The sequence below is a fragment of the Kribbella sp. CA-245084 genome (assembly GCF_050942355.1).
Lineage (GTDB): Bacteria > Actinomycetota > Actinomycetes > Propionibacteriales > Kribbellaceae > Kribbella.
In genome coordinates this window covers 8,338,437-8,356,564 of sequence record NZ_CP192053.1, presented here as the reverse complement: position 1 = coordinate 8,356,564, position 18,128 = coordinate 8,338,437, and the positions used below count along the sequence as shown (strand labels likewise).

The following is an 18,128-nucleotide window of genomic DNA, read 5'->3' as shown; positions in this document are numbered from 1 at the left end:
GCGATCATTACAGGAGGTCGCGGTGCAGAACGTGACGGCGCTGGTCCGGCGGTACGTCGACGACGGCCGCTTCCCGGGCACGGTCACCGTGGTCGCGCACCGCGACGAGGTCCTGCTGTTCGATGCGTACGGGCGTCGCGACGTCGAGCGGGACCTGCCGATGACCGCGGACACGATCTTCCGCATCTACTCGATGACCAAGCCGATCGTGAGTCTCGGGCTGATGCAGCTCTACGAAGAGGGACGCTTCCAGCTCGACGACCCGGTGGCGAAGTACCTGCCGGAGCTCGGCCGGCCGAAGGTGTACGACGACGGCACGCTCCGCGAGTCGATCCGCGAGATGACCGTGCGGGACCTCCTGATGCACACGTCCGGACTCGCCGCGTCGAACGGCAAGCACCCGGTCAGCCTGCTCTATCAGCAGGCCGGGCTGACCGGGATGGATTCGGACGCACCGCTGTCCGAGTTGCCGGGTCGGCTGGCAGGCCTTCCGTTGCAGGCGGATCCCGGCGCGCGCTGGATCTACGGGGTCTCCACCGATCTCGTCGGCCTGTTGTGCGAGGTGATCGGCGGGCAACCGCTGGACGCGTACCTGCGGACCCGGATCTTCGAACCGCTCGGCATGACCGACACCGGCTTTTCGGTGCCCGAGGCAAGCTTTTCCCGGTTCGCGGCCTGCTACGGGTACGACGACGGCGGCTTCCAGCTGACCGACGATCCGCGGACCAGCCCCTACGCCCGGCCGCGAACGTTCCTGTCCGGGGTCGCCGGGCTGGTGTCGACAGCGAACGACTACCTGCGGTTCGCCCGGATGCTCGCCGGCGGCGGTTCGCTCGACGGGACGCGGACCATCGGGCCGAGGACGGTGCGGTTCATGACCGCCAACCATCTGCCCGGTGGTCAGGATCTCGCGGCGTGCGCGGACTTCGGCGGTGAGACGAAGCGGGCGGGGCAAGGGTTCGGGCTCGGCTTCGGCGTGTTGCTCGATCCGACGGTCGCGCAGACCATCGGGACGGCCGGCGAGTATTTCTGGGGCGGCAAGGCGTCGACGGCGTTCTTCGTCTCACCGGCCGACGAGCTGGTCGTCGTCTTCCTCACCCAACTCGTCCCCTCCGCCCGCTACCCGATCCGCCGCGAACTCAGGGCTGCCGTGTATGGCGCGCTGGGCTGACCCGCAGGTGATCACTGACGACGGCTGCCGCCTGTGGACCCACGTCGCCGGGCACGGCCCGCGCGTTGTCCTGGTCCACGGCGGTCCTGGCTGGTGGGACGTGTTCCACGACCTGGCGCTGCCCGGGTTCACGCTGCACAGGTGGGACCAGCGAGGCTGCGGCCGCTCCGACCGCCGCGGCCCGTACACCCTCGCTCGCTACGTCGCCGACCTCGCCACCGTGTGCGGCCCGGATCCGTGCATCGTGATCGGACATTCCTGGGGAGCCTCGCTCGCACTGGAGTTTGCCCAAGCACATCCGGATGCTGTGTCCCGGTTGGCGCTGGTGTCGTCGGTCGGCCTCGACGGTCCGCCGGCCGACTACCGCGCACGGGTCGCCGAGCGCCTCGCCGGTACGCCGGAAACCGATCCGTGGATCGCGCAGATCTCCGTGAACCTCGCCGATCGGGCGACGGCCCTGAACCAGGCTCGGAAGCTGAACACGCCGCGCTTCGAGCCCAACCAGGTCTGTGCGGATGCACTGCGAGCGGAGTTGACGACGCTGACAGATCGGGCGAGCGCTTGCGCCAAGGTCGTCGTACCAACGCTCCTCGTGCACGGTGCGGAGGACCTGCGGCCGCCGTACGTGACCGACAGCCTGCTCGAAGCGCTGCCCAACGCAGAACGGGTAGTGCTCGACGGTGTCGGACACTACCCGTGGATCGAGAACCCGGACGCCTTCCAGAAAGTCGTCCGGGAATTCCTCGCCTAGTTGATCGTCCAGGTGTCGGCGCCGGTGACGAGCGCCTGCAGGTCGCCGGTGCCCTGGGTCTCCTGGGCGGTGGTGATCTGCTGGCGCACCAGGTCGTCGTACGCCGGACGCTCGACCGAGCGGAAGACGCCGATCGGAGCCTGGTGCAGCACGCCCGCGTCGGTCAGCCGCGACAGTGCGAACGCGTACGCCGGATCCTCGGTGTGCGCGTCGTGGACGACCAGATCCGCCTCGCCGCCCGGCAGGTCCGCGACCTCCCGTACGGCGAGGGACGCGAATCCATCGCGGACCACGCCAAGGTGCCCGTCCGTGCCGAAGCGGATCGGCTCGCCGTGCACCAGCGGGATGATCGCGTCGTCCCGGGTCTCCGGGTTCTTGAACGCGTCGAACGCGTTGTCGTTGAAGATCGGGCAGTTCTGGTAGATCTCGACGAACGCCGTACCGCGGTGCTCGGCGGCGGCGCGCAGCACCGAGGTGAGGTGCTTGCGGTCGGAGTCGACCGTCCGGGCCACGAACGTCGCCTCGGCGCCGAGCGCCAGCGAGACCGGGTTGAACGGGTTGTCGACCGAGCCCATCGGCGTCGACTTGGTCACCTTGCCCGGCTCCGACGTCGGCGAGTACTGACCCTTGGTCAGGCCGTAGATCCGGTTGTTGAACAGCAGGATCTTCAGGTTCACGTTGCGCCGCAGCGTGTGGATCAGGTGGTTGCCGCCGATCGACAGCGCGTCGCCGTCACCGGTCACCACCCACACGCTCAGGTCGGGCCGCGCCACCGCGAGCCCGGTCGCGATCGCCGGCGCGCGCCCGTGGATCGAGTGCATGCCGTACGTCGACAGGTAATACGGGAAGCGCGACGAGCAGCCGATCCCGGAGACCATCGCGACGTTCTCGCGCTTGATCCCGAGCTCGGGCAGGAACCCCTGGAAGGCCGCGAGTACGGCGTAGTCGCCGCAGCCCGGGCACCAGCGGACCTCCTGGTCCGACACGTATTCCTTGCGGTTCTGCGGCTCGGTCGCGGCCGGTACGCCGCGAAGGCCACCGGGCAGACTCGGCAGGCCGAGGTCGACCGTGCTCATCGTGCTCCCTCCGACTCGTGCAGTTGGCCGTTGGACCGGCCGTTCGGCTCGGTGTGCAGCGCCTCGCCGTGCGTCAGGCTGGCTGCGGCCGAACCGAGATGGCGGGCGTCGTCGTCGATGCCCTCGGTCTCCTCGACCAGGTTGCCGATCACCTCCGCCAGCTCCGCGGCGCCGAGCGGCATACCGCGGACCTGTGCGTAGGAGACGACATCGACCAGGTACTTCGCCCGCAGCAGCATCGCGAGCTGACCGAGGTTCATCTCCGGGACAAGGACCTTGTCGTAGGACTTCAGCAGGTCGCCGAGGTTCTCCGGGAACGGGTTCAGATGCCGCAGATGCGCCTGGGCGACCTTGCCGCCGACCTTGCGAACCCGCCGGACACCGGCGCCGATCGGGCCGTACGTCGAACCCCAGCCGAGCACGAGCACCTTCGCCGTACCGTCCGGGTCGTCCACCTCGATCGGCGGAACCTCGACGCCGTCCACCTTGGCCTGGCGGGTGCGGATCATCAGATCGTGGTTCGCCGGGTCGTACGAGATGTTGCCGGTCTTGTCCTCCTTCTCCAGACCACCGATCCGGTGATCCAGGCCCGCCGTACCCGGGACGGCCCAGGCGCGGGCCAGGGTCTCCGGGTCGCGCAGGTAAGGGAGGTACGTCGGCTGGCCCTTGTCGTCGGTCGCGTTCGGCTCGACGGTGAAGTTCGGGTCGATCGTCGGCAGGTCGGCGACCACCGGGATCTGCCACGGCTCCGAGCCGTTGGCCAGGTAACCGTCGGACAGCACGATCACCGGCGTGCGGTAGGTGATCGCGATCCGGGCCGCCTCGACCGCGATCGCGAAGCAGTCCGCGGGGGACTGGGCCGCGAGGATCGGCAGCGGGGCCTCGCCGTTGCGGCCGAACATCACCTGCAGCAGGTCGGCCTGCTCGGTCTTGGTCGGCATACCGGTCGAGGGACCGGCGCGCTGGATGTCGCAGACGACCAGCGGCAGCTCGAGCATCACGCCGAGGCCGATCGTCTCGGACTTCAGGCTGATACCCGGACCGGACGACGTGGTCACGCCGAGCGCGCCGCCGAACGACGCACCCAGTGCCGCGCCGATACCGGCGATCTCGTCCTCGGCCTGGACCGTGGTGACGTTGAACCGCTTGAGCTTCGACAGCTCGTGCAGTACGTCGGACGCCGGGGTGATCGGGTACGCACCGAGGACCAGCGGCAAGCCGGCCCGCTGGGCGCCCGCCACCAGGCCGTACGCCAGCGCGAGGTTGCCGGAGATGTTCCGGTACGTGCCGGTGGCCATGCTGGCCGGCTTCACTTCGTACCGGACCGAGAACTCCTCGGCGGTCTCACCGAAGTTGTAGCCCGCGCGGAAGGCCGCGATGTTCGCGTCGCGGATGTCCGCCTTCGAGGCGAACTTGGTCTGCAGGAACGTGATCGTCGACTCGACCGGCCGCTGGAACAGCCAGGACACCAGGCCGAGCGCGTACATGTTCTTCGCCCGGGACGCGTCCTTGCGGCTCAGCCCGAACTCCTTCACCGACTCCACCGTCATGCCGGTCAGGTTGAGCGGGACCACGTGGTACGCGTCGAGCTCGCCGGTCTCCAGCGGGTTCTCGTCGTACCCGATCCGCTTCAGGTTGCGGGCGGTGAAGTCCGCGGTGTCGACGATCAGCGTCGCGCCGCGGGGGACGTCCTTGAGGTTCGCCTTCAAGGCCGCCGGGTTCATCGCGATCAGCACGTCGGGCGCGTCGCCAGGCGTGAGGATGTCGTGGTCGGCGAAGTGAAGCTGGAAGGACGACACTCCCGGCAGGGTCCCGGCTGGTGCCCGGATCTCGGCTGGGAAGTTGGGCAACGTCGACAGGTCATTGCCGAACGATGCTGTTTCCGCTGTGAACCTGTCCCCCGTGAGCTGCATCCCATCACCGGAATCGCCGGCGAAGCGGATCACCACGCGGTCGAGCTGCTTGACCTCGATGGTCACTGTTCTTTTCATCTCCAAGTCGAAGCTTGGGTCGTCCGGCCGCCTTGTGGGCAACAGGCCGATCCCCCCGTCAGGGCGATAACCCCAATATTAGTTCGCCCTTAGAACAGAACCATGCGGAAGCCCCGGTGGTCCACAGCCTGGGACGCGGTGTTAACGGGTCGTTGGGTCAGGTAGTGGCGAAATCTCCCAGTGTGACACTCCGCAGCGGCTCGCTTGCGATCCGAAGTGAGAACCGGCAGGGTGTCGTCATCAAGCTGTGATTCAAGGAGTTGTTTTCATGCGTCGTGTGCTGATCGGACTGCTGACGTTGCTCGTCGCGGGGGTCGCGGCGCCGATCGCGTCTGCGGTCCCTTCGCCGGCGCGGACGGCGAAGATCGCGAGCATTCGGACGACGGACGCGACCAAGGGCGTGATCACGGTGGTCGGGACGTTGACGCCGGCGCCGGCGACCGGCACGCGGATCCCGCTGCATCAATGGATCCCTTCGCTGAAGCGGTGGCAGGAGGTCGCGCACGGGTACTCGTCCGGCAACAGCGTGACGATCACCACGGTCCAGCCCGGCTCGGTCCGGACGTACCGGATCGCTGTCGGTGCACAGGCGCCGTACGCCGCGGTGGTCTCGCCGATGATCAGCTTCAAGCACTACGTGTGGCGCGGGATGTTCAAGAAGGGGCTGGTCGCCGCGGGCGGGGCCGGCCAGCCGCAGTTCACCGTCGTACCGCCGAACGAAGGGCCGCGGCGGGCCGAGGCTGATCTGCTGGCGAACCAGGGCGGGTATGTCTGGGGCGAGGTGGACTCGACGGGTTGCCGCTACGTGCGGAACTGGCTCGGCAACCTGACCGACGGTTTGGTGCGGGTGTCGCTGCACAACGGGACGACGGCGATGACGTCGATCCGCATGCAGCAGGAGACCGAGACCTGGCTGAACTACGACATCTCCGGCGTGACCCGACTCCGGCTGCAGGTCGCGGACATCCGGTCCGGATACGGGCCGTACGTTTCGATCGACTCACTGCTGCTCTGCACGAACTAAGCTGCTCCTGTGTCGGACAGCTATGGCGTCGTCGCCGCGGTAGTCGCCCTCGGCCTGGTCGGGCTGATCGGCGCGTTCGCGCTGAACAAGGCGCTCACCGTCACGTACCCGACCGAGAACAAACTCAAGACCTACGAGTCCGGCGTAGACCCGGTCGGCGAGGGCTGGGCCCAGGTCCACATCCGCTACTACTTGTTCGCGTACCTCTACGTCATCTTCGCCGTAGACGCGATCTACCTCTTCCCCTGGGCCACCATCTTCAGCACTCTCGGCTACGCAACCCTCATCGAGATGTTCATCTTCCTAGCCTTCGTAGCCGTCGGCTTGCTCTACGCCTACCGCAAGGGCGTCCTCCGCTGGACGTAAGGCGGATCTCCAGCCCATCAAAATCGAGGCGGCGGCCCGGCGCTGCGCTCAGGGCGCCTGTGGGTGGCGGATTGTGATGGCCTGGAGATCCGCTGTCCCCGAGTCTGGGCGGACGTGCGCCACTGACCAACCTGCGTCAGCGGCTGGTCGCGGCCGGCAGTCGAGCGTGAGCTGCCTGGACGACGCGGGGTTGGTGAGTGATGCAGGTCCGCACCCCACTCAACCGCGGGCGAGGGCGGCTGGGTTGCCAACGCCGAGCGAGCGCGTCGCAGCGCACCTGCGCCACTGACCAACCCTCCTCATCGGCGGGTTTCAGCCGGTAGTTGAGCGTGAGTCGCGTCGGCCACCCGCAGTTGGTGAGTGGTGCAGGTCCGCACCCCAGTCAGCTGCGGGCGAGTGCTGCGGCGATGGCCCAGTCCTGGGCGCCGACGCCGACGGATTTGAAGACTGTGCGGCCGTGCGGGGTCGGCGGGGTCGCGAGAGCTTGGCCGAGCTCGACCAGGTCTGCTTCTCGGAGGGTGCTGTTGGCGATCGCGTCGATTACCTCGCCGGACTCCTCGAGGGCGGCTTCGCGTTGGTCGACCATTACCACCGATGCGGTCGTGAGGAGGTTGCGGGGGAGTTCTCGCATGGTGGGGCGGAAGGCGCCGATGGCGTTGACGTGGACGGTGGTGGGGAGGGTGTCAGCGTCGAAGAGTGGGGTGGTTGACGAGGTGGCGCAGCAGATGATGTCGGTGTCGGCGATCGCTTCGTTGATGCTGGTACCGGCGGTGACCTTCGCCTCGGGGAACTCGGTCGCCAACTGGTCTGCGAGGGCGGTCGCGCGGTCGGCCGATCGGCCGGTGATGGTGACCCGCGTGATACGTCGTACGGCGAGAACGGCGCGGACCTGGTCTGCGGCTTGGGCGCCGGTTCCGATCAGGGTGAGGCGGGTGGCGTCGGGCTGAGCGAGCAGGTCGGTCGCGACACCGACGACTGCGCCGGTGCGCAAGGTGGTGATCGAGCCGCCGTCGGCGACGAGTTGTTCGCCGTTGCCGGTCCAGATCACGGTCGCGCGGATCGCGGGGACCTGGTCGAGCGCGATCCCGATCTTCTTCACCACCGCGGTCCCGGTCGGCGTGTGGTACGCCGACATCACGAGCACCGTCCCGTCGCCGAAGATCTGCCGCGGCGGCAGCACGAAGTTCCCGGCCGCCAGCTCGCGGAACGCGTCCCGCACTGCGTCGACCGCCGTACTCATCGGAACCAGCCGGCGAACATCCTCAGCAGAAAGCACCTTCACCCGGCGAGCATATTCTGGGGCGATGGATCTGCACCGCGATGCGATCGTCGCTGACGGACACAACGACCTCTTGATGCTGGTGGCTCGGCGGCCGAAGGACGTCTGGTCGGCGTACTTCCGGGAGCGGTGGATACCGCAGCTGCGCGAGGGCGGGATCGACGTACAAGTGCTGCCGGTGTTCATCGACTCGGAGTTCCTGCCCGAAGGCGCGCTCCGCGAGACCCTGCGGATGATCGAGGCCGCACACCGGATCGCGGCGGCGAACTCCGACGAGGTCGCGTTGTGTACGGCGCCCGGCGACATCGAGGCCGCGACCGCCGCGGGCAAGATCGCGCTGGTGCTCGCACTCGAGGGCTGCCCGCAGATCGACACCGACGTCGAGCTCCTGCAGACGCTGCACCGGCTCGGCGTACGGATGGCCTCGTTCACCCACTTCGGCCGCAGCGCGCTCGGCGACGGCTCCGGCGAGGACGCGACCGGCGGCCGGCTGACGCATGCCGGCGTCGAGGCGGTCGGGCTGCTCGAGGAGCTCGGCGTACTGATCGATGTCTCGCACGTCGGCCGCGCCGGCGTCGAGCACATCCTCGAGCTGGCGACCAAGCCCGTCGTTGCGTCGCACTCGAGTGCGTTCGCGCTGCGCGACCACCACCGCAACCTGACCGACGAGCAGCTCCGCGGGATCGCCGCGACCGGCGGCGTGGTCTGCGTCAACTTCTTCGCCGGCTTCCTCACCACAGCCGAGAAGCCGACCGTCGAACACCTGGCCGACCACATCCTGCACATCCTCGACATCGCCGGCGAGGACCACGTCGGCCTGGGCAGCGACTTCGTCGCGGAGGTCTTCGGCGAGAAGATCCCCGCCTGCGACCGCCCGGTGATCATCCAGGGCCTCGACGCCGAGCTGTACGTCCCCGGCCTCGAGGGCCCGGCCGGCATGCCCCTCGTCACCGACGCCTTGGTCCGCCGAGGCTTGCCCGAAGCAACCATCCGCAAGGTCCTCGGCGAGAACCTGGTCCGCATTCTCGGCTGAGCACCGTCCGCCTTCCGTAAGGAGCGCTTCATGCAGCAGTGGCTCGACGAGAACCTGACCCGGCTGATCGGCAAGCACGACGTACCCGCCGCGTCGATCGCGGTGTTCGCGGACGGTGAGGTGAGTACGGCGGCGGCCGGCGTCCTGAACCAGAACACCGGGGTCGAGGCGACTGTGGACTCGGTCTTCCAGGTCGGCTCGATCACCAAGCTCTGGACGACCACGCTGATCATGCAGCTCGTGGGCGAAGGCAGGGTCGACCTCGACCACCCGGTCCGCGAGTACCTGCCGGACTTCAAGCTCGCCGACGAGCCGACCGCGGCGGCGGTCACCCCGCGGCACCTGCTGACCCACACCAGCGGCTTCTCCGGTGACGCTTTCATCCCGACGTCGCGCGGTGACGACGGCGTCGAGCTGTTCGTCCGCGACGTCGTACCGGGCCTGGCGCAGGAGGTCCCGCTCGGCGCCGGGTTCTCGTACAACAACGCCGGTTTCGTCGTCCTCGGCCGGATCGCGGAGGTACTGCGCGGGAAGCCGTTCCACGAGCTGATCCGCGAGCACATCGCCGTACCGCTGGAGCTCGGGCACGTCGCCACGATCCCGGACGAGGCTCTCTTCTATCGGGCCGCGGTCGGGCATGTCTCGCCCAAGCCCGGCGCGCCGCTCGAGGTCGCGCCGGTGTGGAGCCTGGTCCACGGGATGGCGCCGGCCGGATCGTTGCTGACGATGAGCGCGAGCGACCTGATCAGCTTCGGGCGGGCGTTCCTCGACGCGACGCTGCTCGATCGGGCGACGATCGATCGGCTCTGGGAGGCCCAGGTCGACGTACCCCCGACCGGTGGCGATCTGCACCAGCTCGGCCTCGGCTGGATGATCTTCGACAGCGAACACGGACCGTACTACGGGCACGACGGCGGCACGGTCGGACAGGCCGCGTTCTTCCGGCTGGTCCCGGACCGCGGCGTGGCCGTCGCGCTGCTCACCAACGGCGGCAGGGCCTCGGCGCTGTACGACGAACTGATGGGTCACGTCCTGCGGGAGACGGCCGGGATCGAACTGCCGGCGCGGCTGGTACCGCCCGCGGAGCCGGCCGAGATCGCCCCTGAGCTCGTCGTCGGACGGTACGAGGGCGTGTTGTTCCGGTCAACGATCAGCAGTGAGAACGGCGAGTTCTGGTTGCTGATCGAGGCGGTGCAGGACGACGCGAAGGTGGTGCTGCCGGAGCCGGAGCGTCACCGGCTCCTGCCACTCGACGAGTCGCGGCTGATCACGGCCGAGCCGGAGGGCGGGATGCACGACGTCATGGCGTTCAGGGGACCGATCGACGGTCGCGCGACGCACATCTTCCGGATGGGTCGCCTCACGCCCCGCCGTGACTGAAAGTAGTCGCCGCGCCGGATCCCAACTCGTTGCCTGATCACCGTTTGTGATTGCGGTTGGCAACAAACGTGAGTTTCAATCGGCTTGCTTAACGGTATGCGTACGAACGGTCGCCAACCGGTGGGTTCGGGGCTATCGTGATTACACGGGGGTACGGGGCGAATACCGGACGGTGAGGCTATGTCGTGGCAACTGTGGGTAGTGATTGCACTCGCTGCGGCCGGGTTGGTGCTCTTGGCCGCGGCCCGAATGCGGCACGCCCGTAAAGTCTTCGACAACATCACCGACCTGAACCGGCCGATCCGACTCACGCCGCCGGTCACAGCCGACGACCTGGCCCGGGCTCGCACACGGCACGCGCGCCCCGAGCCGGACCGCCACCGCAAACACGGCTAAGACATGCCCTAGTCCGCGTCGAGCAGTCCGTCTCGACGCGCTACCGCTGCGGCCTCGGTCCGCGAGCGGACGCCGAGCTTCGCCAGGATGTTCGACACGTGCACGCTGACGGTCTTCTCGCTGATGTACAGCTCGCGCGCCAACTGCCGGTTGGTGCGTCCCTCGGCCAGCAACCGCAGTACTTCGGTCTCCCGCGACGTGAGCGCACTCGCGCCGGCCGTCTCGCCGCCACCGGTCTCGGCGATCAACGGCTTCGCCCGCAGCTCGCGACCGACCTCGGCGGCCAGCGCCGTCTGCTCGTTTGCCTCGGCGACCCGGCCCGCGGCCCGCAGCGCAGCCGACAACCGGACCCGCGACCACGCCTGCTCGTGGACGTACCCGTACCCGAAGGCGTCCGTCGTCCGCTCCCAAGCGGAGACGTGCTCCTGCGGCGTCGGCGCGTCGACGCCGGCCAGCCACCGCAGTCGATCCCACTCCGACTCCAGCCGCGCCAGCCAGGCGAGTCCCTCGACGCCCATCAACCGTCCGGGTGGCAGACCCTTCTCGGCCGTCGCCTGCCCGAGCGCAACCAGCTCCGCGCCGCGGGCGACCAGCTCGGCGGCAGCTGACGGCTCGCCGACGGCGCGGTGGCACAGCAACTGCAGACCCAGGGCCGAGAACCGGATCCGGGCGAAGAACCACTCCGTCTGGAACAGGTCGGCGCACAGCGTGGACACATCGGCGATCAGCTTCTCTGCCTCGGCCGGCTGATCCAGCTGCAGGTACGCCTCGACGGCCGGCTGTAGCCCGATGAGCGGCAGCATGATGTCGAGATCCCACCACTTCCGGGACAGCTCGAACTCCTCGGCGACCGCGGTGTCACCCCGCCCGCTCCGCACTGAGAACTCCACCGCCCGCAGCGCAGCCGCGGCCGCCGCCGGCGTCATCGTGTCGGTGCGGGCGGTCATGGTCGCTTCGTCCCACTCGCCGAGCATGAACTGCGTCAGCGCGAGCATCCGCCGTGCGTCGAACCCGTACGCCGCCCACTGCCGCCCGAGCTCACCGGCCCGTTTCGCCGCGAACGACAACGCGGACTTCGCGTTCAGCAGGTCGCCCTGCTCGTAATGCGTCGACCCGAGCAGGAACCGGCTCCGCACTTCGGCGGCAGGATCGCCGGTGAGCTGCGCGCGTACGGCGGCCTCCTCCAGCTGCTTTGCGGCCGTCTCCGGATCGCCGGCCCGTCGGCGGAGCTGGGCGAGCGTGATGCCGGCGTCGCTGGCTGCGGACTCCTGACCGGCCTCGCGGGCGATCTCGAGCGCCCGGTGCGCCCAGCGCTCGGCCTCCATCGGCCGGCCCAGCGCGTCGGACACCCGCGCGTACAGCGAGGCGACCTGCGCCTTGAATACACTGGACGGCTCGTCGTGGACCAGTTTGAGCGCCTGCGAGATCGCCTCGCTGGCCTCCTTGTCCTGGTCGATGATCAGCGCGATATCGGCCAGCGGCAGGAGAAGCTCGGCCCGCTGCAGCTTCGGTGCGTCGGCCGGCAGATCGGCCAGCGCCTTCCGGAGCAGCTTGAGCGCGCGCAGGTGCTGCGAGGACAAGGTGGCTGCCGTCGCCGTGTCGACGATCAACCAGGTCTTGTCGACCGTGCTCGTCGGCGCCGCGTTCGGGAACAGCTCGAGCGCCATCTCGTAGTGCTTCAACGCCTCCTGCGGCGCGGCGACCGACAGCGCTTCCTGGCCGGCTCGGACGCGGGCTTCGAACGCTGTCGCCAGGTCGTGCGATCGAGTTGCATGCCCGGCCAGCTCAGCCGCCGTACCTGCGACCGTCTTGTCTTCGAGTGCTTGTACGTACGCCGCGTGTTCGCGGACGCGCTCGCCTGGCAGGAGGTCGTCGTACACCGCTTCGGCCAGTAGGGCGTGGCGGAAGTAGTACCGATCGTTGGTCGGTACGTCGATGATGTGCGCGTCGATCAGCTCGCGCAGGGCGTCGTCGAGCTCCCGGTCCGGCAGCTTGGCGACCGCGGTGAGGAGATCGTGCGGGACGCGGCGGCCGGCCACGGCGATCACGCGGGCGACCTGCCGGGCGTCGTCCGATACCGGGTCGAGGCGAACCAGGAGCAGGTCGGCGAGATCGGGCGGCACGGTGTCGCCGTCACCCATCGAGGCCGCGGCGGCCAGCTCCTCGGTGAAGAACGCGTTGCCGCCGGCACGCTCGAGGATGCGACGCTCCTCGATCGGGGACAGGGGCTCGGCGAGCAGCGAGTTGAGGAGAGTGCGGGACTCGTCGGCGTCGAGCGGCAGCAGGTTGACCCGGCGTACCCGAGGGTTGCGGGACCACTCGGCGATCGGCCGGCGGAGCGGGTGGCGACGGTGCAGGTCGTCGCTGCGGTACGACACGACGAGCGCCAGGCGCTGCGAGGTCAGTCGGGTGATCAGGAAACCGATCAGGTCCCGGGTCGAGTCGTCGGCCCAGTGGGCGTCCTCGATGATCACCAGGATCGGCTCGCTGGTGGACAGCGCGGTGAACGCGCCGAGGACGGCGTCGAACAGCGCGGCGCGGTCGAGCTGGCCGTCCTGCGGCGCGGGTTGGGCGCTGAGCAGCCGGTGAGCGGGGAGCAGCCGGCTGATCGCCGGGAAGTTGGTCAGCACGCTCTCGACGAGGTCGGGGCGGTCGCCGGCCAAGCGGCCGAAGATCTCGGAGAACGGCTGGTACGGCAGGCCGGCATCGCCGAAGTCGGTGCAGTGCCCGACCAATACGCCGAAGCCGCGCTCGTGCGCACCGGTCGCCACCTCGTCCAGCATCCGGGTCTTGCCGACGCCGGCATCACCGGACAGCAGTACGGCGCCGGCGCGACGCGTTTTCGCGTCGTCCACGGCGCTCAGCATGGCGGCCATCTCGGACGAGCGGCCGACGAGAGGTGTCGAATTCCAGGGCACGTTGTCCATCTTCGCCCCTGAAGCCGACACAAATCGACGGCATCCCGTCCGCTGAGCCCCGGTTCTGCTGTCAGCCTGGGTCTTCGCGGGTAAAAGAACGCCGTCCCTGATCGTGTGATCAGGGACGGCGGCTGGGGCGGTCATCGGGCCGTGGTGGGTCGGAGGGCACGGCGCGAGTGCCGCGACTCGGGCTGCGAGCCCTTCGCCGGGCGCTGCTTGCGGCTCACGGACCCGAAGTCACGCTTGGTCCGCTCCAACCGGTACGCCGTCTCCGCCTTGATCGTGTCCTGACTCAGTGGAGTGTTGAACATGGTTTCCCTCCCTTCAGGCTTTCCGGCCGAACAGGTGGCTGATGGTCCGACGAGCCCCGGTGCTCCGGTGCTGCCGGAAGTCCCGGCTGAGACGCTCCCTGCGGTAAGCAACCTCTGCCTTGACCGATTCGTTCGAGTACATGTCTTCCTCCGCTTTTCGGTGCCAGCTCTTGCTGACAGGTGTCAATCTGCTCGCCTGAGGTAGCCCCGCACATCGGAACTCCTCCCTATCCGCGGGGCGGTTGGTGCCTTACTTCGCCTTAGGGGGTCCTAGGAGCCGCCTAAGGGGGTCTCTTTGAGCCTGAAACGAAGGAGGCGCGGCCGGCTCTGGTGAGCCGGCCGCGCCTGGGGGGAGGGGGCCTGGGGCGGTGACCTCGCGGTCACATCGCCGGACGGGCACGCAGCTCGGGCGCACAGGGCGCGGGCGGCTGCTGCTTAGGCTTGCGCTGGAACCAGAACGGACGCTGGAAGTCGTGCCGGATACGGTCCTGCCGGTACTTGATCTCGGCCCGCACCGCGTCGGTCGAGTACATGAACATGATCTCCTCCGAGCTCCTGTCGATGAGTAGACAGTGCGCCCCTGAGGAGGGCCCTCACATCCGCACAACTCCCTATGCCGAGGGCAACTAACGCCTTAGTCGGTGGTTGGCGCCCCCGGCGCCTGCTCGGGGGTGGCCTGAGTGGGATTGGGGATAGCCGACGGTGACTGTGCACATGCAATGGCTTATCCAAGGTCACCACCGGGTGTCCAAGGTTCATCAGAGCGCGCCCGAGCGGTCGCGGCGTGAAGCAGCACGCGCGGGATCAGCTGCGGTAGGAGAGGCTTAGTTCGTAGTGGTCGGGGTCCAGGAGTTCGTCGGCGTATTCGGCGAAGCGGTCGTCTGCCGTCCAGCTGGTGCGGGTGGTGTGGAGGAACCAGGTGCCGTCGGGGCGGTTGAGGTGGCCGGCTTCGATGGGGGTTAGGGGGCGGCCGCGGAGGCGTTGTTCGCAGTGGTCGAGGTAGAGGCCGGCGCGGTTGAGGGTGACGCTGATGGACCCGTTGTCGAGGCCGCGTTCCGGCAGGTCGCGTAGTGCGTCCAGCGCCGGGATCCGGCTGCGTTCGAGGGAGATCGCCGTACCGTCGGTCAGTTGCCGGACCCGCTCGATCACGACCACCCGGGGCGATTCCAGACCTAGCCGGGACGCCAGCCCGGGATCCGTCGAGCGTTCGATCCGCACGGTCCGCATCCGGGTCTCCACGCCCTGCTCGGACAGCGCATGCGTCCACCCGAGCCGCCCGTCCAGCGGTCGCCCGTCGAACAGCACGTACGAACCCTTGCCGGTGTGCGTCGCGATCAGCTCGTCCTCGGCCAGTACGGCGAGCGCCGCGCGGACCGTGTTGCGGCTGACCGAGAACCGGCGAGCCAGCTCCACCTCGCCCGGCAGCTGCGCACCACGCCGTACGACGCCGGACCTGATCTCCCGCGCGAGCACCCGCGCGACCCGCTCGTGCTTCAGGGAGATCCGGCGCATCACCGCAACTGCTCCACATGCACGATCTCGATCATCGGCGCATACAGCCGCATGATGTCGAGCGCCTTGCGGTGGTTCTCGTCGGTCGATCCGGCGCACGCCTCCTCGACGACCTGGACCTGTACGCCGGCGTCGACCGCGGCCAGCGCCGTACTGATCACGCAGCAGTCCGTCGTCACCCCGCCGAGTACGAGCCGGCCGTCCGCCGCGGCCGCCAACTCCCGACCCCACTTCCCGAAGGAGATCTTGTCCAGAGTTGGAGCGCCCTTGAACTCGTCGACCAACTCGTACTCCGCCGCGTCCGCCGGCTGCAACGCGAACGGGAACTCCTGGTAATAAGGCACCCAGGCACCGAACGGTTTCTTCGGCGCCACGAACCGGGTGAAGACGACATCGGACCCGAAGATCTCCAGCAACTCCTTCGTAGGCGCGATCACCCGCTCGAAGTCCGGAGTCGCCCAGCCGGACTCCGGGTCCGCGAAGATCCGCTGCAGGTCGATGAGCGCCAGAACCATCAGGCAGCCGCCTCCTGCCGACGTACTGCGGGCCCGCGGCCGAACCACTGCACGAGGAAACCGATCAGGAGCGCGGCCAGTACGCCGAGGTTCGCGTACGCCCACGCGCCGTTCTTGCCGCCGAGGCCGAATGGCCCGAGCAGGTAGCCCTGCCAGGTCAGCCACGACGCCAGCGTGTTCGTGACGAGTCCCCAGCCGATGCCGGTGGCAACGAGCATCGTGGCCACGGGCAACCACTGCACGTCGCCGTACCGTCCGTTCGACCGGTACAGGTCGTCCTCGGCGTAGTCCCGCTGCCGAGCGGCGATGTCGGCGAGCATGATCCCGCACCAGGCCGCGATCGGTACGCCGAGCGTGATCAGGAATCCCTGGAACTGCCCGAGGAAATCGCCGCCGTAGAAGACGACGTAGATCGTCCCGCCGATCATCACCACACCGTCGATGAACGCCGCGACATACCGCTTGACCGGCAGACCGAGCGACAGCAGCGCGAGGCCGGACGAGTAGATGTCGAGTACGGCGCCACCGACCAGGCCGAGCACCGCGACGATCACGAACGGCACCAGGAACCACGTCGGCAACGCCTCGGCCAGCGCACCGATCGGGTCCGCGCCGATCGCCTTGCTCAAGTCAGGTGACGAACCCGCCAGCAGCAGACCGAAGACCAGCAGTACGACGGGAGCCACCGAGCCGCCGAACGTCGTCCAGCCGACCACGCCGCGACTCGACGCCTGGCGGGGGAGGTACCGCGAGTAGTCCGCGGCCGCGTTCACCCAGCCGAGCCCGAAGCCCGTCATCAGGAAGACCAGCGCGCCGATCACCGCCTGCGACGAACCACTCGGCAGCGCGGACACCGTGCTCCAGTGGATCTGATCGGCGACCAGGATGATGTAAACGACGGTGAGTACGCCGGTGACAACGGTGATGATCGTCTGCGCCCGCATGATCAGGTCGAACCCGAGTACGCCGCACGCCACGGTCAGCAGACCGACCACGACCAGCGCGATCACCTTGGTGAGGTTGCCGCCGCCCCAGCCGAGACGCTCGAACACGGTCGCGGTCGCGAGCGTCGCGAGGATCGTCAGCACCGTCTCCCAGCCGACCGTCAGCAACCAGGACACCAGCGACGGCAGTTTGTTGCCTCGGACACCGAACGCGGCGCGGCTGAGCACCATCGTCGGCGCCGACCCGCGCTTGCCGGCCAGCGCGATCAGCCCGCAGAGCAGGAACGAGAACACCACCCCGATCACCCCGGCGATCACCGCCTGCCAGAACGAGATCCCGAATCCGAGCGCGAACGCGCCGTAGCTCAGCCCCAGCACGGAGACGTTCGCTCCGAACCACGGCCAGAACAGCTGACTCGGGCGGCCCTTCCGGTCCGCGTCGGCGATCACGTTCAGCCCGTTGCTCTCCACCGAGAGCGCGCGGGTCTGCTGCACCTCGAGCTGATCAGCCATGGTGTCTCCCCACCGGAGTGGACCTGTTCAGTCCTGTTCAATCACGGTAAGCCCGGGTGTCGGGGTGGTCAACAATGCGCGGTGGTCGAAAACTGAGGCCATGCTGACTGAAGCGGTGGACGGATTCCGGCTGGCGTACGACCGGATCGGCGAGGGGCCGGCGGTGGTTCTGCTGCACGGCTGGCCGGGTGATCGCACCGACTACCGGTTGCTGGCGCCGATGCTCGCGGAACGTGGCTTCGAGGTGGTGGTGCCGGACCTCCGCGGGTTCGGTGAGTCCGACGCGGCCGACACCGACCCCGCGCAGTACGGCGTTGCCGCACAGGGGCGGAGCATCGTGGGTCTGATGGCGGAGCTCGGGCTGGAGCGTCCGGTCCTCGCGGGGTACGACGTCGGCAGCCGGATCGCGCAGGGGATCGCGCGGAATCAGCCGGAACTGATCGACGGCATCGTGGTCGCACCGCCGCTGCCCGGGATCGGCAAGCGGGTCTTCTCCGAGCAGGCGCAGGCGGAGTTCTGGTACCAGGCGTTCCATCGGCTGACGGTGATCGAAGAGCTGATCGATGGGAAGCCCGACGCGGTTCGCTCGTACCTGAACCACTTCTGGACGCATTGGTCCGGGCCGGGGTTCGAGCCGGACCTCGATCACTTGGTGGATACGTATTCACAGCCGGGTGCGTTCACGGCGTCGATCCAGTGGTACCGGGCGGGTGCCGGGTCGGTCGCAGTGTCCGCGGCCGAGACGGCGCCACCGTCGTACGACCGGATCGCCGTACCGACCGTGGTGCTGTGGCCGGAGTTCGACCCGCTGTTCCCGCGGGCGTGGTCGGACCGGGTGGACGACTTCTTCAGCGACGTCCGGGTGCGGTACGTCGATGGCGCCGGGCACTACGCGCCACTCGAATACCCGGAGGTCCTCGCGGAGGAGATTGTCGGACTAGGCTGAGC

At 68.5% G+C, this 18,128-nt stretch carries 17 protein-coding genes; 8 read left to right on the top strand and 9 right to left on the bottom strand.

Annotation, left to right across the window (positions count from 1 at the left end; translation table 11 throughout):
* Window positions 1-22: 22 nt before the first annotated feature.
* Window positions 23-1,171: a serine hydrolase domain-containing protein gene (locus ACQPYH_RS40115; RefSeq protein ID WP_432882712.1), complete on the top strand. Its 1,149-nt coding sequence runs from the start codon at window positions 23-25 to the stop codon at window positions 1,169-1,171.
* Complete coding sequence (locus tag ACQPYH_RS40110; RefSeq protein ID WP_432882710.1) at window positions 1,155-1,922, top strand: alpha/beta fold hydrolase; 768 nt, start codon at window positions 1,155-1,157, stop codon at window positions 1,920-1,922. The genes ACQPYH_RS40115 and ACQPYH_RS40110 overlap by 17 nt, the downstream gene beginning before the upstream one ends.
* Here ACQPYH_RS40110 and ACQPYH_RS40105 read toward each other — a convergent pair.
* Both ACQPYH_RS40105 and ACQPYH_RS40100 read right to left on the bottom strand, forming a co-directional pair.
* Window positions 1,919-2,998, bottom strand: a complete 1,080-nt coding sequence (locus ACQPYH_RS40105; RefSeq protein ID WP_432882708.1) for a 2-oxoacid:ferredoxin oxidoreductase subunit beta — start codon at window positions 2,996-2,998, stop codon at window positions 1,919-1,921. The two genes, ACQPYH_RS40110 and ACQPYH_RS40105, sit on opposite strands and share 4 nt — an antisense overlap.
* Window positions 2,995-4,989 carry a 2-oxoacid:acceptor oxidoreductase subunit alpha gene (locus tag ACQPYH_RS40100; RefSeq protein WP_432882706.1) on the bottom strand — a complete coding sequence of 665 codons (1,995 nt, stop codon included), beginning with the start codon at window positions 4,987-4,989 and terminating at the stop codon, window positions 2,995-2,997. The genes ACQPYH_RS40105 and ACQPYH_RS40100 overlap by 4 nt, the downstream gene beginning before the upstream one ends.
* Before the next feature lie 268 nt (window positions 4,990-5,257).
* Between ACQPYH_RS40100 and ACQPYH_RS40095 the strand changes: the two genes are divergently transcribed.
* Together ACQPYH_RS40095 and ACQPYH_RS40090 are read left to right on the top strand one after the other, a co-directional pair.
* On the top strand, window positions 5,258-6,013 hold the full coding sequence (locus ACQPYH_RS40095) for a hypothetical protein (protein WP_432882703.1): 756 nt from the start codon (window positions 5,258-5,260) through the stop codon (window positions 6,011-6,013).
* A gap of 9 nt (window positions 6,014-6,022) precedes the next feature.
* A complete protein-coding gene (locus tag ACQPYH_RS40090) occupies window positions 6,023-6,379 on the top strand; it encodes an NADH-quinone oxidoreductase subunit A (RefSeq protein ID WP_130441765.1) in 357 nt (118 codons plus the stop codon).
* A gap of 382 nt (window positions 6,380-6,761) precedes the next feature.
* Here the strand turns inward: ACQPYH_RS40090 and ACQPYH_RS40085 are convergent, their stop codons facing one another.
* On the bottom strand, window positions 6,762-7,661 hold the full coding sequence (locus ACQPYH_RS40085; RefSeq protein WP_432882700.1) for an ornithine cyclodeaminase family protein: 900 nt from the start codon (window positions 7,659-7,661) through the stop codon (window positions 6,762-6,764).
* Between the two features lie 22 nt (window positions 7,662-7,683).
* Between ACQPYH_RS40085 and ACQPYH_RS40080 the strand changes: the two genes are divergently transcribed.
* The 3 genes from ACQPYH_RS40080 (at window position 7,684) to ACQPYH_RS40070 (ending at window position 10,467) form a co-directional block, all read left to right on the top strand.
* On the top strand, window positions 7,684-8,691 hold the full coding sequence (locus ACQPYH_RS40080) for a dipeptidase (RefSeq protein ID WP_432882698.1): 1,008 nt from the start codon (window positions 7,684-7,686) through the stop codon (window positions 8,689-8,691).
* Between the two features lie 30 nt (window positions 8,692-8,721).
* Window positions 8,722-10,071, top strand: a complete 1,350-nt coding sequence (locus ACQPYH_RS40075; RefSeq protein WP_432882695.1) for a serine hydrolase domain-containing protein — start codon at window positions 8,722-8,724, stop codon at window positions 10,069-10,071.
* Between the two features lie 180 nt (window positions 10,072-10,251).
* Window positions 10,252-10,467 carry a hypothetical protein gene (locus ACQPYH_RS40070; RefSeq protein WP_432882692.1) on the top strand — a complete coding sequence of 72 codons (216 nt, stop codon included), beginning with the start codon at window positions 10,252-10,254 and terminating at the stop codon, window positions 10,465-10,467.
* An 8-nt stretch (window positions 10,468-10,475) separates the two neighbouring features.
* Here the strand turns inward: ACQPYH_RS40070 and ACQPYH_RS40065 are convergent, their stop codons facing one another.
* The 6 genes from ACQPYH_RS40065 to ACQPYH_RS40040 all read right to left on the bottom strand — a co-directional run bounded on the left by ACQPYH_RS40065 (window position 10,476) and on the right by ACQPYH_RS40040 (window position 17,180).
* Window positions 10,476-13,394 carry a helix-turn-helix transcriptional regulator gene (locus tag ACQPYH_RS40065; protein ID WP_432882690.1) on the bottom strand — a complete coding sequence of 973 codons (2,919 nt, stop codon included), beginning with the start codon at window positions 13,392-13,394 and terminating at the stop codon, window positions 10,476-10,478.
* Between the two features lie 131 nt (window positions 13,395-13,525).
* Window positions 13,526-13,696 (bottom strand): hypothetical protein, encoded by a 171-nt coding sequence (locus ACQPYH_RS40060; RefSeq protein WP_432882687.1) that lies wholly within the window; start codon window positions 13,694-13,696, stop codon window positions 13,526-13,528.
* A gap of 380 nt (window positions 13,697-14,076) precedes the next feature.
* Entirely contained in the window at window positions 14,077-14,229 is a 153-nt protein-coding gene (locus tag ACQPYH_RS40055) for a hypothetical protein (protein WP_157997036.1), read from the bottom strand.
* A gap of 271 nt (window positions 14,230-14,500) precedes the next feature.
* Complete coding sequence (locus tag ACQPYH_RS40050; RefSeq protein ID WP_432882683.1) at window positions 14,501-15,208, bottom strand: GntR family transcriptional regulator; 708 nt, start codon at window positions 15,206-15,208, stop codon at window positions 14,501-14,503.
* Window positions 15,208-15,723, bottom strand: a complete 516-nt coding sequence (locus ACQPYH_RS40045) for a cysteine hydrolase family protein (RefSeq protein WP_432882679.1) — start codon at window positions 15,721-15,723, stop codon at window positions 15,208-15,210. The genes ACQPYH_RS40050 and ACQPYH_RS40045 overlap by 1 nt, the downstream gene beginning before the upstream one ends.
* Window positions 15,723-17,180: a purine-cytosine permease family protein gene (locus ACQPYH_RS40040; protein WP_432882675.1), complete on the bottom strand. Its 1,458-nt coding sequence runs from the start codon at window positions 17,178-17,180 to the stop codon at window positions 15,723-15,725. The genes ACQPYH_RS40045 and ACQPYH_RS40040 overlap by 1 nt, the downstream gene beginning before the upstream one ends.
* Window positions 17,181-17,280: 100 nt before the next feature.
* Between ACQPYH_RS40040 and ACQPYH_RS40035 the strand changes: the two genes are divergently transcribed.
* Window positions 17,281-18,126 (top strand): alpha/beta fold hydrolase, encoded by an 846-nt coding sequence (locus ACQPYH_RS40035; RefSeq protein ID WP_432882668.1) that lies wholly within the window; start codon window positions 17,281-17,283, stop codon window positions 18,124-18,126.
* Window positions 18,127-18,128: the final 2 nt, after the last annotated feature.